Origin of the sequence: Bifidobacterium erythrocebi (assembly GCF_012932675.1) — a bacterium.
GTDB lineage: Bacteria > Actinomycetota > Actinomycetes > Actinomycetales > Bifidobacteriaceae > Bifidobacterium > Bifidobacterium erythrocebi.
The window spans coordinates 12,953-32,407 of record NZ_JAAIIF010000017.1; the positions used below are offsets into that span (position 1 = coordinate 12,953).

At 59.6% G+C, this 19,455-nt stretch carries 11 protein-coding genes; 1 reads left to right on the top strand and 10 read right to left on the bottom strand.

Translation table 11 applies throughout. The features are described from left to right. Window positions 1-111: 111 nt before the first annotated feature. The 8 genes from G1C98_RS08260 to G1C98_RS08295 form a co-directional block, all read right to left on the bottom strand. On the bottom strand, window positions 112-1,173 hold the full coding sequence (locus G1C98_RS08260; RefSeq protein ID WP_169080751.1) for a Cna B-type domain-containing protein: 1,062 nt from the start codon (window positions 1,171-1,173) through the stop codon (window positions 112-114). A gap of 351 nt (window positions 1,174-1,524) precedes the next feature. Next, the gene (locus G1C98_RS08265) at window positions 1,525-3,144 is read right to left on the bottom strand and encodes a SpaH/EbpB family LPXTG-anchored major pilin (protein ID WP_169080752.1); all 1,620 of its coding nucleotides are present in this window, start codon (window positions 3,142-3,144) and stop codon (window positions 1,525-1,527) included. Window positions 3,145-3,265: 121 nt separating this feature from the next. Continuing rightward, window positions 3,266-7,201: a SpaA isopeptide-forming pilin-related protein gene (locus G1C98_RS08270; RefSeq protein WP_169080753.1), complete on the bottom strand. Its 3,936-nt coding sequence runs from the start codon at window positions 7,199-7,201 to the stop codon at window positions 3,266-3,268. A gap of 788 nt (window positions 7,202-7,989) precedes the next feature. Further along, complete coding sequence (locus G1C98_RS09490) at window positions 7,990-9,684, bottom strand: DUF3027 domain-containing protein (protein ID WP_169080754.1); 1,695 nt, start codon at window positions 9,682-9,684, stop codon at window positions 7,990-7,992. 14 nt (window positions 9,685-9,698) lie between these two features. Beyond that, window positions 9,699-10,088: a cold-shock protein gene (locus G1C98_RS08280; protein ID WP_003825066.1), complete on the bottom strand. Its 390-nt coding sequence runs from the start codon at window positions 10,086-10,088 to the stop codon at window positions 9,699-9,701. 577 nt (window positions 10,089-10,665) lie between these two features. Next, window positions 10,666-13,221 carry a sensor histidine kinase gene (locus G1C98_RS08285; protein WP_417852308.1) on the bottom strand — a complete coding sequence of 852 codons (2,556 nt, stop codon included), beginning with the start codon at window positions 13,219-13,221 and terminating at the stop codon, window positions 10,666-10,668. After that, entirely contained in the window at window positions 13,218-13,949 is a 732-nt protein-coding gene (locus tag G1C98_RS08290; protein ID WP_169080755.1) for a response regulator transcription factor, read from the bottom strand. The genes G1C98_RS08285 and G1C98_RS08290 overlap by 4 nt, the downstream gene beginning before the upstream one ends. 190 nt (window positions 13,950-14,139) lie before the next feature. Beyond that, on the bottom strand, window positions 14,140-15,630 hold the full coding sequence (locus tag G1C98_RS08295) for a TPM domain-containing protein (protein WP_169080756.1): 1,491 nt from the start codon (window positions 15,628-15,630) through the stop codon (window positions 14,140-14,142). Between the two features lie 354 nt (window positions 15,631-15,984). Here G1C98_RS08295 and G1C98_RS08300 point away from each other — a divergent pair, with 354 nt between their 5' ends. Continuing rightward, window positions 15,985-16,275 (top strand): WXG100 family type VII secretion target, encoded by a 291-nt coding sequence (locus G1C98_RS08300; protein WP_169080773.1) that lies wholly within the window; start codon window positions 15,985-15,987, stop codon window positions 16,273-16,275. 303 nt (window positions 16,276-16,578) lie between these two features. Here the strand turns inward: G1C98_RS08300 and groL are convergent, their stop codons facing one another. Further along, complete coding sequence (groL, locus tag G1C98_RS08305) at window positions 16,579-18,204, bottom strand: chaperonin GroEL (RefSeq protein ID WP_169080757.1); 1,626 nt, start codon at window positions 18,202-18,204, stop codon at window positions 16,579-16,581. Window positions 18,205-18,561: 357 nt separating this feature from the next. Beyond that, on the bottom strand, window positions 18,562-19,248 hold the full coding sequence (locus tag G1C98_RS08310; RefSeq protein ID WP_169080758.1) for a LytR C-terminal domain-containing protein: 687 nt from the start codon (window positions 19,246-19,248) through the stop codon (window positions 18,562-18,564). Window positions 19,249-19,455: the final 207 nt, after the last annotated feature.

Genomic DNA, 19,455 nt, shown 5'->3' on the forward strand with positions numbered 1-19,455 from the left:
AAGACTCGGGGCTTTCCGGGATTCCTGTAAGTTCCGGGGCTTCCGAAATTCCAGTGGGTTCCGTAGGTTCCGACTGGTGTTTGTCTGCGTGGCGGTTGCGTGGTGTGAACATCACTCGCTATCTTGGCTCGAAGCGGGCTGGTTCGCAACCGACTGATCGCCGTTCACGTTGCCGTTCGCACCGTTCACACCATTCACGCTAGCGTCCGCAGCATCGGCGTCGTCAGCGCTGTTCTTCCTGCGCACTACCACGCTGATTGCGATGCCGGCGATGGCGAGCACAATGACGATGCCAGCAATGATGGCAACGTTCGCGCCGGTTTTGGCGGATTCAGGCTTGGCTGTGTTGGTGACGGTGTAATCGTTGTTCTCGCGGTCTACGAGCGCGTTGTAACTGCTGGGCACGCTGGCTTCGACAACGTTGTATTCGTGGCCGGTTTCAAGCTTGGTCCACGTGTGCTTCCAGCCATTGGCCGCGTTGAGCACGATGGAATCGTAGATTTTGCCGTCTTGCAGCAGGTTCATCGTCACGCTTTCGGGGCGCTTGGACTGATCCTTGTCTTTCCACACTTTGGTAACGCTGATGGTGTCGGTGGGCGGGACTGCGCAGTCGGCTTTCGGTTCGATACTGAGGGTGCGCTGTTCGGCGGCATCCTTGTGCACATTCGGCAGGGCGACGAGCATGGCGGCGGTCTGGCAGGTGAGCACGTTGCCCTGGTAGGGGGCGACGACGGCGAGGTAGAGGCCGTCGCTCAGCTGGTTGAAGGTGGTGACGCCGGCGCTGTCGGTCTGCTGGGTGCTGGCTGTGGCGGGCTTGTTTACAGCGATGTAGCCGGCCATGGTGTTGGCGAAGTCGCGCAGGGTTTGCTGGTCGGCGTTGAGGATATCCCAATCCACCGGGTATGCGGTGTGGTTGGCGAAGTCGCCGGTGGGCGTGTAGCCGCCTTTGCTGGACCAGTCGGCCAGTCGGTACAGGCTGATGCTGGCGTTGTTGAGTGCCGCGTCCTGGTACTGGTAGGTGATGGTGATGCTGCCTTCGGCGCCGGATGCCGTGGTGGCGGTGTTGTCGGCGGCGGTGGCGGTGGGCGCGTTCAAGCCGATGGTTGCGAGCATGAGCGCGAACACGCAGCACAACGCCGTGATGATGCGATGTTTCGCCGTTCTGTTTGTCATCTCTGCCCTCTTGGTTTGGCTTGTCATTTCTTTCCCCTTCGTCGGAAGTTCCCTAGTTTTCCTGGGTCAGGGTCCTTAGGATGCGGACAACTGGCAACCGTGTTGGTGCGTTTGCTGGCTATTCGTAACGTAAGGACGTTGCCTCGACGTGTGCTGTTGGGCACTGACGGCCGGATCCGGTGCGTAGCCGGATCCGGGTCATGTGCATGTTGAATTGTGTGGCTTTCGCCGTGGGCTGGACTGTTGCGTGGGCCGCAGCCGCACTGCGATCGCTGGTGCGGTCGCGGCGCGTATGGGCTGCGGCGTTACGCTTGGCTCATGCCCGTGCCTTAGTTGGCGGCATGGCTACGCTCAGCGAGCGTTGCGACGACGGACAGCGAAGGCGATGCCGAAGGCGGCAACCAGGACGATGGCAGCGCCAGCAGCGTACAGGATCGTGGTGCCCATGCCACCGGTGGACGGCAGGGAGGAACCCGGAACGTTCTTGATGACGATGGAACCGGTACCCGATGTAATGTCACCGGTGCCTTCATCGCCATCAACCGTAACTGCAATATCAGTCAGAGCCGTCTTCGGGATTCCGTTCCAGTCTTGGCCATTTGCGGTCTTTGCGGTGAGCTTGATGGAGAAGCCCTTGGCAGGAAGGTTGTATCCTTCAGGAGCCTTGGTTTCCACGAGGGTGTACTCGCCATCATCGAGGCCAGTAACACCAAAATTACCATTCTCATCAGAGGTCAGTGTAGAACCGGCTTCCTGGCTGTCAGCCCATCCAGTGACCTTCTTGTTTGCATCAAAGGTAACCCACTTGCCGGCAGCGTTCTGAAGCTTGAACTCAGCGCCACTCAGCTTCTTGTCAGTATTCGTGGAATCAACCTTGGCACCGTTGAGACCATAGGTAAAGACGATGACCTTATCGTGAGGAGTGTCGTTGGTGTTGTTGTCACCAGTGCCGGACTGATCAGGCTTGTTGGAGTAAGAAAGGAATGCCTCATTCTCGTTGCCAGGCAGACCAATCTCAGCAGAAGCATTCAGCTTAGCAGTGTAGGAGACAATTACATACTGGTTATGAGCGGATGCATTAACGCCCGGAACCGTCTTCAGGTCGTTGGTCGAAACAGTGAAGGAATTAGCCAACGGGTTGGAGATGGTGAAGGAGGAGGTGATGTCGGAATCCGAGTCATCAAGCTTCTGATCGTTAGACAGGTAAACCTTGACGGAAGTCGGTGCGTCGAATCCGTTGCCCAAAGTATCGGAGAACGTGTACTTGTAGGTCTCGTACTGGGACATGTCCGGCACGGAACCGATCAGGTGGAACGGAACCTCATCGCCGATATTGTAGTCGGCCACATCGTTGAAGCCATCACCATAAGTCTTATCGGCAATGTTCTTCTTGTTCTCCTGGACCTTCTTCACGAGAGACGGAACGTCAGTCTTGTCGCTGATGGTGATGTCGCTGGTGATAGCGAGCACGGCCGGGTTGTACACGGTCTGGCCGTCAGCGGTCGAATCGACGATCAGGTAGTAGCCCTTGGCCAAGGCGTTGGCTCCGCTGGCCAGAACGGTGCCATCAGTCGTCTTGTTTGCCAGAGCAAGCTTAGCGACGATATTGGTGTTGCTTCCATTGGGCGGGAAGTTGGCGCTATTACCGAGAGCGGCGACAAACTGGTCGGAGGTCTCCACATTCGTGAAGTACTGGCCAATGGTCTTGTCTGCCTTCAGCGCTGCAAGGAAAGCATCCGCATCGATACCGGTGCCCCAAGTAGTGGAACCAAGTGCACCACCGGTGGTCGCCTGGCTACCAGTAAGAATCTGGTATGCAGTGTAGGTGTGGCCCTTCAGGTTTTCGGAAGTAGGAACTGTGACGTTCACAGTGTTCTCGGCCGCAGTTGCGCTGGCGGCGCCGGCGAAACCGGCAACGGCCATTGCCGCGGTGGCCGCCACGGCAACAAGGCTCTTGAATACCTTATTCATTGTGTTTCTTTTTCCTTTACTTTGTTGGTTATATCTTCCCTGATATGAAGTTGTAAGCCCTGGGAAGGGCGATCATGATAGACCAGCTACGGGCCGCCCTCCCCTCTCACAGAGTCGATATTCATAGCTGCCGCCTCCTGAGGCTCAGGGCCAGACCGGCCACGGCAACCGTCACTGCGAGCAGGCCCGCAGCGTAAATCTTGTTCAGTCCCTCGCCGCCCGTGCCAGGCAGCACGGCGCCGGGAGTGTTGGTGATGGATCCGCCCTCAACGGTGAATGCGGCGGACTCCTTGTAATCGGCGGTAGTCTCCGGCTTGAAACCGGAAGACGTGTACCACTTGCCCTTCACGTTCGCGCCTTCAGCCGGGCCGATGCGGAATACGTGCGGAGTCTTGTCGATGTTGTACCCGTCGGGAGCCTTGGACTCGACCAACTGGTATTCGCCCCAGTCAAGGCCGACGAGCTCGAACTTGCCGGCTTCGCCGTTGCGATCAGCGTACTGTTCCGTTTGAGTAGAGCAGGTCATCTCGCTGGTGTCAACGCAATCCTTGATAGTTGCGATAGGCGTAGTGCTGTCGCCATCCTTGTATTCGGCGTTACCGTTGTTCCAAGTGAAGCTCTTGGTCTTGTACAGCTTCCATTCGGAGCCGGACAGCAGCTTCGCATCGCTCGAATCGTCGGTCTTCTTCCAGGTCACCTTACCGGTAAGACGCGGGTTCTCGACCGCACTGGGAAGGTCGGAACTCGTAATCTGCCCGTTCGTGATGACGATGGTGTAGGTCTTCGCCTTGCTGGCGTCGAAACCATTCGGCGCTCCCGTTTCCTTCAGCGTGTAGGTACCGTCCGTAAGGTTAGAGACCTTGAACTGACCGGCCTTCGGATCTTCGTCCGGCAACGTGCCGGCAGCCTTGGCGGTCGTGTCTGCAACGGCACGCACCACGGGCTGGTCGTAGAACACCGCGTTCTTCACAGCGGAACGACGGGAACCGTTCTCCACGTATGCGCTGGTCGCCGCGCAACCGGAGGGAACAGTCGAACTCTGGTAGTTGTTGTACGCTTCCACTACCTGCACGGAGTTCCCAGTGAACTTAAAGTTAGTTTTGTTCGTTGCCTGATAGATATTGTCTGATGTCAGATTCCACCCCTGGGCATTCCCGAGATAGAACTCATAATTAGCAACAACCGAGCTCTTCGGCAGCTGGAAACGCACGTAGTCCCCGCAAGCGCTGGAACTCTGCACGTCACCGCTCCAGCCAGAACCATCCGTGCTCTTCTTATATTTCAGCCAATACGCGTTCCAAGACACATTCGTCTTCTTGAAGTACACGGAGACCATCGGCTCGGTCACCTTGATCTTCAGAGTGGCTTTCTCCCCGCCACGCGGCTCGGTCGCAGTGATGGTCACGTAACCTGAAGTCACATTCTTGGCGGTCACGGTAACGGCAGTGCCGGTTGCGGGGCTTACGGAAACGTCATCCGTGTTGCTTGACGTCCAGTTCACCGTGTTACCTTCGGGAGCCACAGTGGCGTTCAGCGTCAGGGTCTTACCCTGTTCCAAGCTGATTTCCTGGCTTTCCGTGTACCCGTTGATGCGCACGGAGCTTTCGACGGTAACGCCGCTCACGGTGACGGGGAAGGTCAGCGTCTTGTCACCGGCCGTAAACACGATATTCGTGTTGCCGTTGCTGTACGGACGCAGCGTGCCATCGGCGATGCCGGCAACCGCAGGATTCTCGGACTTCCACTCCACCTTTGTGGCGAGCTCGTTGCCGTTCTTATCCACGGCAACATAGGTAATGCTTACAGGAGATGCATCAGTGAACTTCCACGACGTTGCTTCCTGACCGTTAACCATGACCTTGATTCGCGCGATCTCGCTGTCGGAATCGTCATCGGTAATGGTCCACGACTGATCCGGATTCCCCTGAGTACCCTTCTTGGTCAACTCCCAAGTGGAACCCGCAAGCAACGCGTTCTGGTCTTCTGCATCAACCTTCGACCATGCGATGGAGGTGCCGGCACTCACGTTAACAATGGCGCCCTTGTGCAACTGTTTGGCGGTGTCATCGGTAATCTCAGCACCAGCAGCGGTGTACACCTTGTCGATGGTTGAAACAGTATCCGTGCTGTCTTGAGTAACAATGCGATAAATGTTCGTGTTCAGCGCATACTGGCTGCTGCCAGTGCCGCTTTCCCTCACATAATATGTGGCGTTCTTCGCCAAGCTACCCAGGGTGACACTGCCGTTATCAGCATTATCCGCATCATTCCAGCCGCCATCGGCAACCGTGGTGATGGGGTTCGTGCCGCTTACAGCGTTATCCTTCGTGCCGTATACGGTCCACGAAGTGCCTTTCAGCGCAGTGCCCTCAGCATCGACCTTATCCCACTTGATCGCGGCGCAGGAAGTGGAGTACGAGCCGTTCCACGGCAGGTTATGCCGTTCCTGGTCCATATCAAGAGCCGAAGCGGAGTGGCTGCGCTCGTAATTGACAAACTCGTAGAATTTGCCATTTTGGCCAGTATTACCGACTGCAGCCGGGTTGTACATAGCATAATTACCACCGACCCACACGCGGCCGTTGGTGCTTACATGCGATTCGAAACTACCATTCGGAACAAGAATGCTGCCCAGCATGCCTGCAGCCGGATCGTCATTCGTCGTCAGAGGGAAAGAACCATCCCACACACCATCTTTTTTCTCCGCAGCGGAGTTTGCATCCTTACGTGTTGTTGTGCCCGAACCCTGGCCACCACGAATGGTCACACTGCTGGCATCGGCAAAGTTCCACATAATCTGCTGAGCACGCTTGGCGTAATCACCGTCAGTGTACGAACCGCCCAATTCCTTCGTGGTGTTATTCGTGTCGGTCCACCAGAACCGCCAACCGTTGTGGAAATCCACTTTCCCACCGGTCACGTTAATGACCACGGAAGAAGTGTCCGGAATCTTCTTGAACGAGAAACTAACACCAGTATACGAAGAAGAATCATTGAGCATGTTTGCCGGCAGATTGAACACCTGCATGGAGGATGTGCCATTGCCCACGAATTCGATGATCTTCTCGTGCCCGCTGCTGATCTTGAAGCTATATGTGCCATCGAATTTGGCGCGTACCAGATCGTTGTAGTACTCGCTGCCGGTAGTTGTCTTAGCGTCAGCCACATAGACGCTCTCCGACTGCTGCTTACTGAGGTTGCTCAGGTTGCCCGACAAGGTCTTGATATACGAGCCGAAACCATCGAACGTCTCGCCTGTGGAACCAATCTGATTGTCATTCTGTTCCCAGTTGACAGTGCCTTGTGTACCTTCCGGAACATACACGGATGCACGATCGTTATACTTGTACTTGTTCGTATTACTCGAACCCGAACTGTTGCCGAGAATATCATTTGACGAGCCGCCATATACCGTGGTCTTTTTGCCAGCGATATTAGCCGTGTAATTCGGCTCCTTGAGATTAGTCTGGCCAATCCAGCCGGCGTTACCCCAAGACTGCGCACCGCCAACCCAGCCGATGCTGCTATCGGAGCTGTTGCCTCTCACCTCAAGTGTAGAAGAACCCGTTTTCGGACGGTACTGGCCACCGAAGCCCACAATGCCGAATCGGAAGCCCTTGTAATCCTTGATATAGCCGTTCTTCGCGCCATCTTTATCCGTGTAGTACGAAGTCCATAGACCCTTAAGCGGGTGCATGAGCAGCTTGCCGTTCACTGCGGTCAGGCCTTCGGCTTCAGCAGCATATGAACCAGCAGGACCCGAGGTGTTGTTCATGTCGCCAGAAACCTTCTGACCCACATACATATCGCCACCTGCATACGTGGCGATGCCAGTATCTTCCGTTCCAACGCCGGTGTCTGTCCCCAAGCTCACGGACTTTGGCGTGCAGATCGCACCGTTATTGTGACCACCGTCGGCGTTGGCGGTGGAGGAGCCGAGGACGACGGAACCGGTCACCATCATGCCGATGGCGACGAATGCCGCAGTCAGTGCACGCGCAGGCTTGACCCCCTGTCTCAGCGCTACGTGCTTCAGCCGTTCCACCTGATGCCTCATGTCTAATGCTCCTAGTTCCTGTCCCTATGCCATCGTTCCCATTAGCACCCCTTCGGCAACGCTTTTTCACGTCTTTTGGGGATGACGGCGCTAGTTATCCACAAACTTAAAATACAAGATTATAGCGTTCGTTTGCATTGTGCAAATCGACCAACCGGCAAGTTGAGCGGGTTTACCCTGCATCCTGGTTTATTGCTTGCACCCACCCCCGCCCCACAACGGCACAGCAATGTGTTTTCGTTGGAAATTCGCGGTTTTTACCGCCTTATAAAGCTGTTTAGCAGTGTTATTTTTCTTGGGTTCACCGGAAAAACAATAGATAAATTGTACCTATTTGTCTATATATTCATCACTTGCATCCAACAACTATTGACGTTTTGCCTATTTTTTTTATAGCGACTTTTTACCACCAAATGATAGCGTTGTCATCACCTATCCTCCACCCCCCCCCCACCAATTCCCCCGTCACACACCACCCTTCACCTCCTGCAACAGGTTCGCACTCCCCCGTATTGCAGCACACTCCCCCAGCCCGCACCCGACCACACCATCTACGCTCTACAGCCGCGCCACATAGCCGCATACCTATGCGACGCCTGACCGCCACTCATGCAACGCCTGCCCAGCAACCTGCCCGGCAACCTGCCTATGCCTATGCAAAAGGTCGCACCGAATCATCACGATTCAGCGCGACCCACTACGCCACATGCCACAAACAACGCCAATCCCCGCACGCCAGCAGGCAGAGACAAACCACCGTTACGCGCAGTATTACTTGCTCGCAGTATTTACTTATTCAGCTTGTCAGATTCGCCCGGCTCGTCAGGCTCAGCAACTTCGGCTGGCTCAGCGGGCTCAACAGCTTCAGCCGCAGCCGGTTCGACCGGTTCGGCATCTTCAGCCGGTTCAGCAGACTCAGTCGATTGGGCAACGGCCTCCGCGGCCTCAGCAGATTCCTCGGATTCGCCGGCATCCCCGGACTCGCCCGATTCGGCAGACGCCACAGACTCTTCCGACTCTTCCGGCTTCACCGACTCCCCGGCGTCGCGCGGCTCTCCGGTCTCAGCAGTTTCTTCAGTCTCAACGGGCCCAGTAGGCTCAATAGGCTCAGCAGATACCTCGCCCTCAGCACCCTCAGCAGATTCAGCGGTCTCTGCGGACTCCTTAGCCTCCACAGACTCCTCGCCCTCATTCTCGTCCGAATCGCCATCGCCTTCGCCAACGGCAATCACAGCCTCCAACTCGGCGGAAGCCTCCACGCCGGCAGGCTGGGTCTCGTTCGGCTCATCATCACCGGTGTCCGGCTCGGTGTTGGCCAGAATATCCTCTTCCGTAGCCTCATCCGAATCCTGCGCATCCTCATCCAGCTGCTCGATGGCCTCGACCGCGCCACGCTCGTCACGCGGCTTCTGCGCAATCACATCGATATGGAAATCGTCGTATGCAGGCTTCGACTGCACCCACAGATGGGTCGGCTCCGGCGGTTCGATCTCGGAATGCTCGCCGCACCCATGGTCGATCGACACCACGCGGCCATCATCCGGGCTCCACTTGTTCGCGCACACGCCGAACATACGATTCAGATCGCCCTGCAACGGCACGAAGAACCCGCACGTGGAGCACAGGTTGCCGTCCGCGGTCTTGGTGGACATCGCCTTCGGACCGCGCGGGCCCTCATACCAGCGCTTCGCCACCTGGGCACGACCCTTCGGAGACAGCACATGGCGGCGGGATAGCTGGAATTCCTCGACGATTTCTTCGGTTTCCTCGGCCTGTGCGGCGGCCTTGGCAGCCTCCTCGCTTTCCAGGGATTCCTGAGGTGCCTGGGACTCGGCGGTTCCGGCAGATTCGGCAGTTTCAGCTGATTCAGCGGATTCCGGAGTGTTCTCGGTTCCCTGCGTTTCCGCGGATTCTTCGGACTTCGCCGCTTCCTCGGATTCCGTGGCATCCTGCGTCTGTTCGTCCGTCGATTCAACCGATTCGGACTGTTCTGTCTTATCGGCAATCGGCTCGGACGATCCGGCTACTTCCGCCTTATCGCCCGACTGCTCGGTTTCGCCCGCAGACGCGCCCGCAACCGGTTCGGTCTTACGGAAGCCGCCCTCAAGACGCGGATCGTCGGGATCGGTGCCAATGGAATCGGTCGGTGCCAGATCAGTCGGCTCCAACCTGTCCTTCCACGGAACCCACGCGGGCGGCATCAACGCATCATCCGTAGGCACCAGCGACGACTCGTTCACCGTCCACGTGCCCACTTCAACATCGTGGTACAACGTCACCGACCACTGCCAGCCCTCATATCCGCGCACGCTCGCGGCCAGACGGAAATCCGTCACATTGTCGTCAAGCTCGATGGCATTGACGACCTCGCCCACCTGCTCGGGCTCGTCGGCCACACTCATGGCCACCGCACGGGCAAGATCGCGCGGATCCGGCTGCTCAGACGGCATCTGCGGATCAAGAACTTCTGCAGCTTCGGTCATAAATCAGTCCTCAATCAGTCCTGTACGTCGAAATTGTCGGCCACTGCACGCAGCAACGTCGCCAACTTCCGGCTCTCAGCGGGAGCCGGGTAATGATGACGACGCAGCGTGTTGCCTGCAGAATCCAACATCTTAATAAGGTCTTCGCAGATCGCGGCCATATCGTCCGGCTTCGGGCGGTTGGCCTTGACCATCGACGGACCGGATGCGATCAGCTTCACATCCATGGCCTGCGGCCCCCTACGACCTGCAATCACGGCATATTCCACCTTGGCGTTCTTACGCAGCGTGGTGGTTCCAGCGGGCAAAGCGGCCGCAGGCAGGAACACGTCCTCGCCTTTCTCACTGGCGATGAAGCCGTACCCCTTAGCGGCGTCAAACCAACGAACTCGACCGGTGGGCATTGCGCACTCTCGCTTTCTTACATCCGAAAAAACATTAACCGATTTATTTTAGCGCAAGCTCCGTATGGATACCAGAGTGGGTACGCCCACGGGCAAACGCGGGTGCGGACGCGGACGCGAGTGCGGACGCAGATGCGAGTGCGGACGCGGACGGAGATCCGATACAGCTACGCCAGGGATAAGCCAGTGAAGCTAAAGCAGGGGCTCACCCGCATCCGGCCACACATAAGACGCCCCAGCGTGGCCAAACCCGGACATCACCCGGGAATGGTCACGCACAGGAAACCCCAGCGTAGCTAAAACCGGATGCCAGCCAAAACAAGCCCTGCACAGTATCCCTCAGCGTAGCCGCTCCCGGACCACACCCCGGAACAGCCCTACACAACATCATCCAACGTGGCCAAAGTCGGGGCACATCCCAAAACGGCCCCACTCAGCATCCCTCAGCGTGGCAAAAGAAGGGATGCATCCGAAACAGCCACGCACAGGATACCCCAGCGGAGCCAAACCCGGAATGGGACCGGGAATGGCTACACGAGAGAGGATGACGGGATAGGTGCGGTGCTATTGCGAGGGACTATTTGACGCCAGCCGAGCCGGTCATAGCCGAGCCAGGCACGCCGGCCGAGCCGGCTGCCATACCGGGCCTACCAGCCGAACCGGCACTGCCGACACCAGCCGCACCAGCAGCACCAGCAGCACCAGCACCGCCAGCCACACCGCCCCCGGCAACACCAGTGCCAGCCACGCCAGCACCAGCAGCACTGCCAGCCATACCAGCAGAACCAGCCGCACCAGCCCCGCCAACGCCATCGTCAAGATGCGTCAACGGCAGCACAATGGTGAACGTCAAACCGCCGCCCGGCGTCTCCGTGGCGCAGATGAAGCCCTGATGCGCCTTCACCACCGACAGCGCGATGGCAAGGCCCAAGCCGGTTCCGCCCTTGGCACGCGCACGCGAGGGATCCGCGGTGTAGAAGCGTTCGAACAGCTGCGAGCGCGTCTCTGCCGGCGCCCCCGGCCCATGGTCCTCGAATCGCAGCACGGCGTACGCGGTTCCGGTGGACATGCTTTGCCCGACTTCGGCCGCGTCGAGGAACTGCCGCAACGAGGCGTCGCTGGGTGGCAAGGTGGCCAGCGTGTGCTGGTCGATCGAGGCGAGCATGGTGCCCATCGACACGCGTACCGGCGAATCGGATGGCGTGTAGCGGTGCACGTTGCCGATGATGTTCGTCACCACCTGGCGCAGTCTGGAGGCGTCGCCGATCAGACTGATCGGCTGCAATTGCCCGTCCTCGACTTCCAGCGTGCAGGGATGTTCGCCGTCGGCCGGCTTGAGCACCACGGTGCCGCGCGTGACTTCGCGTTCGGGGTCGAGCGCGTGCAGGTCGTCGGTCGCGTCCGCCACCAGCGAGGTGAGCGACACCTGCTGCGTCATGTCGATGCCACGGCCTTCGTCCAAGCGCGCGAGCGAGAGCAGGTCTTCGACGAGCACGGTCATGCGCTGGCTGGAGCGTTCGATGTGGGCGATGGATTCGTCGGCGCGTTCCAACGCTCCCGGCAAATCGCGCTGCATGGTGTACAGCTCCGCATACCCGTGGATCGCGGCGAGCGGCGTGCGCAGTTCGTGGCTTGCGTCGGAGACGAAGCGCTTCATTTTCTCGGTGGTCTGCTCCTGCTCGTGGAAGCTGCGTTCGATGCGCGCGAGCATGGTGTTCAGCGAGGCGGAGAGCGAGCCGACTTCCGTGTTTTCGGGCGCGGGCGGCACGCGCTGGCTCAGGTCGCCGGCCGCGATCTGGGCGGCGGTTTTCTCGATGCGTTTCAGCGGACGCAGGGTGCGGCGGATGATGAGCGCGGAAAGCGAGCCGCCGAGCAGCACGATGGCGATGCCTACGGTGATGCAGTATTGGGTGAGGGTGTTGATGATGTCGATCTGGTCGGATAGCGACAGGCCGATGAACACCACGCCTTTGACGGTTTCGTTGTTTTTGCTGTCGGGTTCAACCCATTTGAATGCGGCTACGCGCCATGGCGATCGTGCGGCCTGCAGCACGTTGCTTCTGGAGGCGAATCGGCCGCCTTCGCCGCCGTTGCCGCTGTTGCCGGTATCACCGTCGTCGTTCGGCACCGCGTCCACGCCGCCAAAATCGAATCCGCCGTTCGTATCGTTCGTCACGGTGCGCAGCACGGCTCCCGTGGTGAACGGCTTACCGTACATGTCGTCGGTGAGCTGGTCGTTGCTGGGCAGTTTGGGCATGGACACGATGGAATTGCCGGCGAGACCCGCGACGGAAGGCACGAGCGGGGTACTTACTTTGCCGGTGAATTCGCCGTTTTCCACATAGCGCACTTGCAGGAAGTAGTTGTTGCCCATGCCGCTGGATTGGTTGTTGGAGCCGCGCAGCATGGTGGTGTTGCTCAGGATCAGCGAGCGCTGTGAGATGAGCTGGTTGTCGGTTTTCTGCAGCAGGTAGCTGCTGACCAGTTGGCGGATGGCGGTGGAGATGCCGACCGTGCCGACGATGAGCACGACGAGCGTGCAGGCCACGAGTTTGGTGCTCAGCGAGAACCGGTCGAATTTGTAGAAGAAGAGTTTGGCGAGCCTGCGATGCTTGGCTTTGAAGGCTTCCGCGCCGGCCGTCGCTGTGGCTTTGGCTTGGCGCGTGCCGGCCTGGCCTTGTTTGCAGAACCATGCGAATCGGCTCTTTTTGGGCGGATTGGAGGTTTTGCCCTGATCGGAGGGCACGCCTGGATTGTTTGGATTGGCCGGGTCGACCGGATTGGCGGGATTGATGGGATTAGTCGGATTGGTCGCTGCACCCTGGTTGGCGAACGGAATGCCGACCGTGGGCATGCCGTCGCTGGCGGGAGCGGCGGTTCCCTGCACGTTCCGCATAGCAGGGTCGGCAGAGCCTGCACCCGCAGATGCCGCATTGGCGGCGGCACCGGCTGGGGCACCACCGCCAATGGGAGCATCCGACGCCGCCGGAACGGCCGCCGCAGCGGTCAGGCGCGTATCGGCATCGTTGGAATCATTCGAATCGTTCGGAACATTTGAGCCATTCGGCTCGACTGAAACATTCGAATCGTTCGGATTATTCGGAACGTTCGGTTCGTGTTGCGGTAACGTCATGAGCGCGGCTCTCGAATCATGTAGCCGATGCCACGCTTGGTTTCGATCAGCGGGGTCACCTTGTGCTTCTCGCCGTTCTCGTCAGTCACCTCGATTCCGTCGACCTTCTTGCGCAGATACGAGATGTAGCTTTCCACGATCGCGGCGTCCCCGCCCCAGTCGTACTGCCACACGTGATCGAGAATCTGAGCCTTGCTCAGCACACGGCCGGCGTTGTCCATCAGGTAACGCAGCAGCTTGTATTCCGTGGGGCTCAGGTCGATGGACTGGCCTGCGCGGGTCACGTCGTGCGAATCCTCGTTGATTTCCAGATCGCCCACGCGAATGATCGGATCCTCTTCGGTCTGCTCGCGCGTGCGGCGCAGAATGGCGCGGATACGGGCCACGACCTCTTCGAGACTGAACGGCTTGGTAACGTAATCGTCGCCGCCTACCGTGAGCCCCATCACCTTGTCCTGCGTATCGTCGCGGGCGGTGAGGAACAGGACCGGGGCGTTGATGCCTTCCTGGCGAATGCGACGGGTCACGGTGAATCCGTCGATATCCGGGAGCATGACGTCGAGCACGATGAGATCGGGCTGGACTTTTTCAATGACTTCGATGGCTTCCGAGCCGGAGGCTGCGGTAGAGACTTCGAAGTTCGCGAAATGCAAGGATGCCACCAGCAGTTCGCGGATGGACGGCTCGTCGTCAACAACAACAATCGATGCTTCAGTAGGCTTGCTCATGCCTCCAGCATGAACCGCAAGTCTGTAGGTTTCCTGAATGTCTTCTGAATTTTCATGCATCTTTTGCGATTGAATATATGGACGCGCCAATGCGGCGACAGGTATGGGAAAGCCCGTGGCTGACCGCACGGATGCGGGTGCCACAGGACTTTTCTATTGGCTGCCTGATTGGGCGGGAACCTGAGAACGTTCAGTCCTCGTCGCCGGGCCGTTGCGTTCCGGGAATGAACGGACGCGCGAACATGGCCTCGATGTCGTCGGACACGGACTGATCCACGGAACCGTCGCCCGGCATGAACGAGTCGCCCGCGTGGAACAGCGGTTCGGCGGTGCCGGTGGAAGCGGGCTCGGCATTCTCGGAGCCCTCGCTGCCGCCGTTGTCGTCAACGCTGTCGACGGATTCTGCGGCGTTCTTCGGCTCTTCGCCGCTGCCGGCACCTCCGTGCCTGCGCTTTCTGCCGTGCCGCTCGCCGCCCTGCTCATCATCGGCCTTGCCTGCCTTGCCGAACAGGTGGAAGCCGGAGTGCTTCTTCTTTGCCTCGTGGGATTCGGCGGGCTGGGATTCGGCGGGCTGGGATTCGGCTGGTTCGGAACCGGCTGGTTCGGATTCGGACTTGACGGGTTCCGGTTCGGCTATTTCAGACTGCGCATCCGGCTCGGGCTGCGCATTGGACTCGGATTCCGGCATGAATTTGGTGTCCGCACCGGCGGTACTCAGAGGCTCGGCGAAAACAGTGGCCGTTTCGCCGGTCGCAGCATCGGCAGCACCTGCAACAGTCGTGTTTTCGGCGGCATCGACGTTCTGTGCACTCGTGCCCTCATCATCAGCTTGCGCAACCGTATTGGTTTCAATGGCCGGCTCATCGGCCTTCTTTCTGCCCTTGTTGCGCCTGTCGCGGGAACGCTTGGCGGGCCTGTCTGACTTGGGCGAAGTCCCATAGCCGACCGCATGCCCCCTGCGGTTCGCCCTGGTGCGCTTGCCGGCGGCCGCACGCGCCGCATCCTGTTCGGCTTCCTTGCGCCTGCGGCTGTTGCGAACCACCACGAACACGATCGTGCCCACAATCAGCACCACCAGCACGCAGATCAGGGCGATTATGCCCCACTTCGACAGCGACCACGACGTGGAGGTCTTCTTCAGCAGCATGATCTGGTCCATCATGGCGATCGCGGCACCGGACCAATCCTGCGCGCCGCTCTTCGCCAGCTTGTCGGTCGCGGCCTCGCTCAGCGAATCCACGGTTTTCGTGTTGCTCAGCCATGCATCGGAATTCGACGAGGCGACCACCACCAGCTTGCCGTCGCCGGAAGCCACCGCCAGCAGCACAGTGTTCGGCTTCGGGCTCAGCGATTCGAGCACGCCGCTCGCCCATTGCGTAGGCTTCACCTCGGTGCCGAAGCTCTCCACATACAGCAAGCGCACCGTGACGCCGGCCTGCTGCTTGGTTTCCTTGATCTTGTCGGTGACCGCGGAAACGTTTGAACCGAGCAGGTTCTGCGGATCGGTGATGTTCTCCGTAAGCGTTCCCTCGCCTTCGGCGAAGGCGCACGGGGTTATCCACAACGCGCACATCAGCGCAAGAACCATGCAAACAAGCCATTTCGCGGCCTGCGACACGCCGATGCGGGGAGTTCCGACCACAGCACCTGATTTTTCGTCGTTCAACGCTTCGAATGTCATACACTCCACCATACCGACCGGCTCGGCTAAACGTCGACCGGCTCGGCAATAACTCCACAATGCACGCCAGATTGTCCGTATTTGACGGGTAGACAACGGCCCGTCAGGCGATTTGGAGCATTGGCCCGGCTTCCGTAGGTGGTTTGACCGTTCCGTAGGTAGTTGACCAAGTACACGGTGTTCGGAAAGCCGCTATTGTGCGGCTTTCTGAAATGCCGATATCCCGGCCAACCACCTACAGAAGCCAAAAACCACCTACGGAACCGGCACGGCGGGCGGACCCGCCGTGACAATCACCGCAACAACCCAAATAACCAGACAAAACCTATACAACTGACACATAAGGAGACAATGATGCCTCAGTATCAAGTCGATTCCGAACAGATCCAATCTTCCAGCGCGGCGGTGCAGGCCTCGGTGAGCCAGATCAGACAGGCGGTGGCCGGCATGTATTCCAATCTCAACACGTTGCAAGGCGTATGGCGCGGGTCGGCCGCAACGCAATTCAGTGCGGTCGCAGCGCAATGGCGGGCCGCGCAGCAGCAGATGGAGGCCTCGCTCGAATCGATCCAGCGGTCGCTGACGCAGGCCTCCACGGTGTATGCCGAGGCGGAGACGGCCGCATCCCGCCTGTTCGCGCAGTAACAGCGCGAATGCATCGAAGTACTGCGGACTTAGTGACACGTTCTGCAGTGAAAGTGACAATCTCCGTGACTGAAGTGACAGAATCTGTCACTTCAGTCACGGAGATTGTCACGAACCCCGCAGTATTTGCACCAGGCGCGGGCGGTTGCAGCATCACGCCAGTCGCACAACAACGGCCGCACAACAACGACAATGGGCCTCCCGTGCACAATGCACGGGAGACCCATTCGTTAGCTTTCAGAGTCCGCTGCGAGCGGTCTGAGCTGTATCAATCCCTACGCGGGGCGTTGCCCAGCTGCGGGATCAGTAGCCCATGTCGGCGTTCTGAGCCGGGGCAGCTGCCGGCGGTTCCGGCTTGTTGGCCACAACGGCTTCGGTGGTGAGGAACAGGCCGGCGATGGAGGCGGCGTTCTGCAGAGCGGAACGAGTCACCTTCACCGGGTCGGTCACACCGGCGGCCAGCAGGTCTTCGTACTCGTCGGTCGCGGCGTTGAAGCCCTGGCCGTCAGGCAGTTCACGAACCTTGCTGAACACCACGTCACCGGACACACCGGAGTTCTCGGCGATCTGCTTGATCGGGGCTTCGATGGCGCGGAACACGATGGCGGCACCGGTTGCCTCTTCGCCGGTCAGGGAGGTCACAGCCTCGTCCTTCTCGGCCTTGGCGGCAGCCTGAACCAGAGCCACACCGCCACCAGGCAGCAGGCCTTCCTCGATAGCAGCCTTGGCGTTACGCACGGCGTCTTCGATGCGGTGCTTGCGCTCCTTGGCCTCGACCTCGGTGGCAGCGCCAACCTTGATCACGGCAACGCCACCGGCCAGCTTGGCCAGGCGTTCCTGCAGCTTCTCGCGGTCATAATCGGAATCGGTGTTCTCGATCTCGGCACGGATCTGAGCCACGCGAGCGGCGACATCCTCGGAGGAGCCGGCGCCGGACACGATGGTGGTCTCGTCCTTGGAGACGATGACCTTCTTGGCGGAGCCCAGCACGGACATGTCGATGGAGTCGAGCTTCAGACCCAGCTCCTCGGACACGACCTGGCCGCCGGTCAGGATAGCCATATCCTGCAGCATGGCCTTGCGGCGATCGCCGAAGCCCGGAGCCTTGACGGCGCAGGACTTGAAGGTGCCACGGATGTTGTTCAGGATCAGGGTCGGCAGCGCTTCGCCGTCGACGTCCTCAGCGATGATCAGCAGCGGCTTGCCGGTCTTCATCACCATTTCGGCGATGTGGACCACGTCCTGCTGGGAGGACAGCTTGCTGGAGGTCAGCAGGATGTACGGCTCTTCGAGCACTGCGGTCTGATCGTCGGCGTTGGTGACGAAGTACGGAGCGATGTAGCCCTTGTCGAAGCGCATGCCCTCGGTGAAGTCCAGATCCAGGCCGAAGCGGTTGTTGTCCTCAACGGTCACGACGCCGTCCTGGCCAACCTTGTCCAGAGCCTCGGCGATCTTCTCGCCAACCTCAGGATCGGCAGCGGAGATCGTTGCGGTGGCAGCGATCTGATCCTTGGTCTCGACGTCCTTGGCGGCTGCGACGAGTTCCTTGACGATGGCGTCGGTGGCCTTCTCGATGCCGCGACGCAGCGCGATCGGGTTGGAGCCGGCGACTACGTTCTTCAGGCCTTCGTGCACGAGGGACTGGGCCAGCACGGTTGCGGTGGTGGTGCCGTCGCCTGCGACGTCATCGGTCTTCTTGGCGACTTCCTTGACCAGCTCGGCGCCGATGCGCTCGTACGGATCGTCCAGGTCGATTTCCTTGGCGATGGAAACACCATCGTTGGTGATGGTCGGTGCGCCGTAGGTCTTGTCGAGCACGACGTTGCGGCCCTTCGGGCCCAGCGTGACCTTGACGGTGTTGGCCAGCTTATCGAGGCCCTGCAGCATTCCCTGACGAGCTTCCTCGTCATACGCAATGATCTTTGCCATGGTGTGTTTGTCCTCCAAATGGCTAAATATTCCAGTTTTCCACTGCATGGCACGATGCATGACCCGGCCGTCAGCTGCCGTTTATCACTCTCGCACCTTGAGTGCTAACTGTGAGATTAGCACTCTCGGGGCGAGAGTGCCAACACGAATCCGCGATTGCGCTCTCGGCGAGACGCGGGAAGCCGTGGCCCGGTACCGCAGCCAGGCGGTAATGGCGAAAACATGAAACGGGGTCTGCGATCAGGCAGCCCCGATCACAGACCCCGATACGCCATGGCTACCGCAACCGCAGCCCGCCGCCACACACGTCGTCAACACAACGGCCAGTTCAGCTCAGTTCGGCTGCCGGTCCAACCGTCAGTTCAGCAGAATGACCACGATCGACGCACCCAGGCCGGCAGTCTGCTGCACGTTGGAGATGCCCAGCGCGTTCGCCACGTCCTCGGCGGTGGCCTTATCCGCGTCGTTCTGGTACCAGACGACCGTGGAGGCGGGCAGCGTACCGCTCGGGTTCGAGGCCGCGACATTCGCATACCCGGCCTGGTTCAGCACGGCCTGCTTGGTGGCCGCGTACCCGCTGATTCCAGTGCCGTTGATCACGCGCACCGACAGGGAACGATCCACCTGAGCGGCCTGTTCCTGCTGCTGCTTGGCGGCCTCGTCCTCCTGCTGTTTCTTGGCGGCCGCTTCTTCCTGCTGCTTCTTGGCCGCTTCCTCCTGCTGCTTCTTTTCGGCGGCCTTCTTCGCCGCGGCCTTCTTTTCGGCCGCCTTCTTCTTAGCGGTGGTGGTCGTCTTGGTGGAGGTCTTGCCGGAAGTCTGCGAAGAGGTGGGAGACCACGGCCAATGCACCTTGCTGAATTCACCGGAGAGCAGACCCCAAGCCATGAATCCGCACAGCGCCGCGACGACCACGACGATGACGAACGGCGCATACCGCGCGACGACCGACCGCCTGCCGCGGTGCACGCCAGCGGGCCCCTTCGGCGGATTGTCGAACTCGTCCATCGCGTAAGACTCGATGCCGTTTCCACCAGTGCTCGTCATAACCGTCTTTCCTTCCGTTTCACCATTCACCACCGAGTGTAACGGCACCGGCACCCACGTAGGGAACGTGCAGCGCAGCATGCACCGCATATGCACGAATAATCGTAAATAAGCGCGAACAAGCGCGGGGCCGAGCCTGCGCAGCGCTGCGGACGGAGGCGGACGGCAGACGACAGACAAGCGCACCCGGCATACGCGAATGCCGCG

What these genes read in the sequence shown, in the direction of transcription:
- G1C98_RS08295 (WP_169080756.1), bottom strand. Translation starts at nt 15,630, where the DNA reads ATGACATTCGAAGCGTTGAACGACGAAAAATCAGGTGCTGTGGTCGGA.
- G1C98_RS08310 (WP_169080758.1), bottom strand. Translation starts at nt 19,248, where the DNA reads ATGACGAGCACTGGTGGAAACGGCATCGAGTCTTACGCGATGGACGAG.
- G1C98_RS08260 (WP_169080751.1), bottom strand. Translation starts at nt 1,173, where the DNA reads ATGACAAACAGAACGGCGAAACATCGCATCATCACGGCGTTGTGCTGC.
- G1C98_RS08300 (WP_169080773.1), top strand. Translation starts at nt 15,985, where the DNA reads ATGCCTCAGTATCAAGTCGATTCCGAACAGATCCAATCTTCCAGCGCG.
- G1C98_RS09490 (WP_169080754.1), bottom strand. Translation starts at nt 9,684, where the DNA reads ATGACCGAAGCTGCAGAAGTTCTTGATCCGCAGATGCCGTCTGAGCAG.
- G1C98_RS08270 (WP_169080753.1), bottom strand. Translation starts at nt 7,201, where the DNA reads ATGAGGCATCAGGTGGAACGGCTGAAGCACGTAGCGCTGAGACAGGGG.
- G1C98_RS08290 (WP_169080755.1), bottom strand. Translation starts at nt 13,949, where the DNA reads ATGAGCAAGCCTACTGAAGCATCGATTGTTGTTGTTGACGACGAGCCG.
- G1C98_RS08265 (WP_169080752.1), bottom strand. Translation starts at nt 3,144, where the DNA reads ATGAATAAGGTATTCAAGAGCCTTGTTGCCGTGGCGGCCACCGCGGCA.
- groL (WP_169080757.1), bottom strand. Translation starts at nt 18,204, where the DNA reads ATGGCAAAGATCATTGCGTATGACGAGGAAGCTCGTCAGGGAATGCTG.
- G1C98_RS08280 (WP_003825066.1), bottom strand. Translation starts at nt 10,088, where the DNA reads ATGCCCACCGGTCGAGTTCGTTGGTTTGACGCCGCTAAGGGGTACGGC.
- G1C98_RS08285 (WP_417852308.1), bottom strand. Translation starts at nt 13,221, where the DNA reads ATGACGTTACCGCAACACGAACCGAACGTTCCGAATAATCCGAACGAT.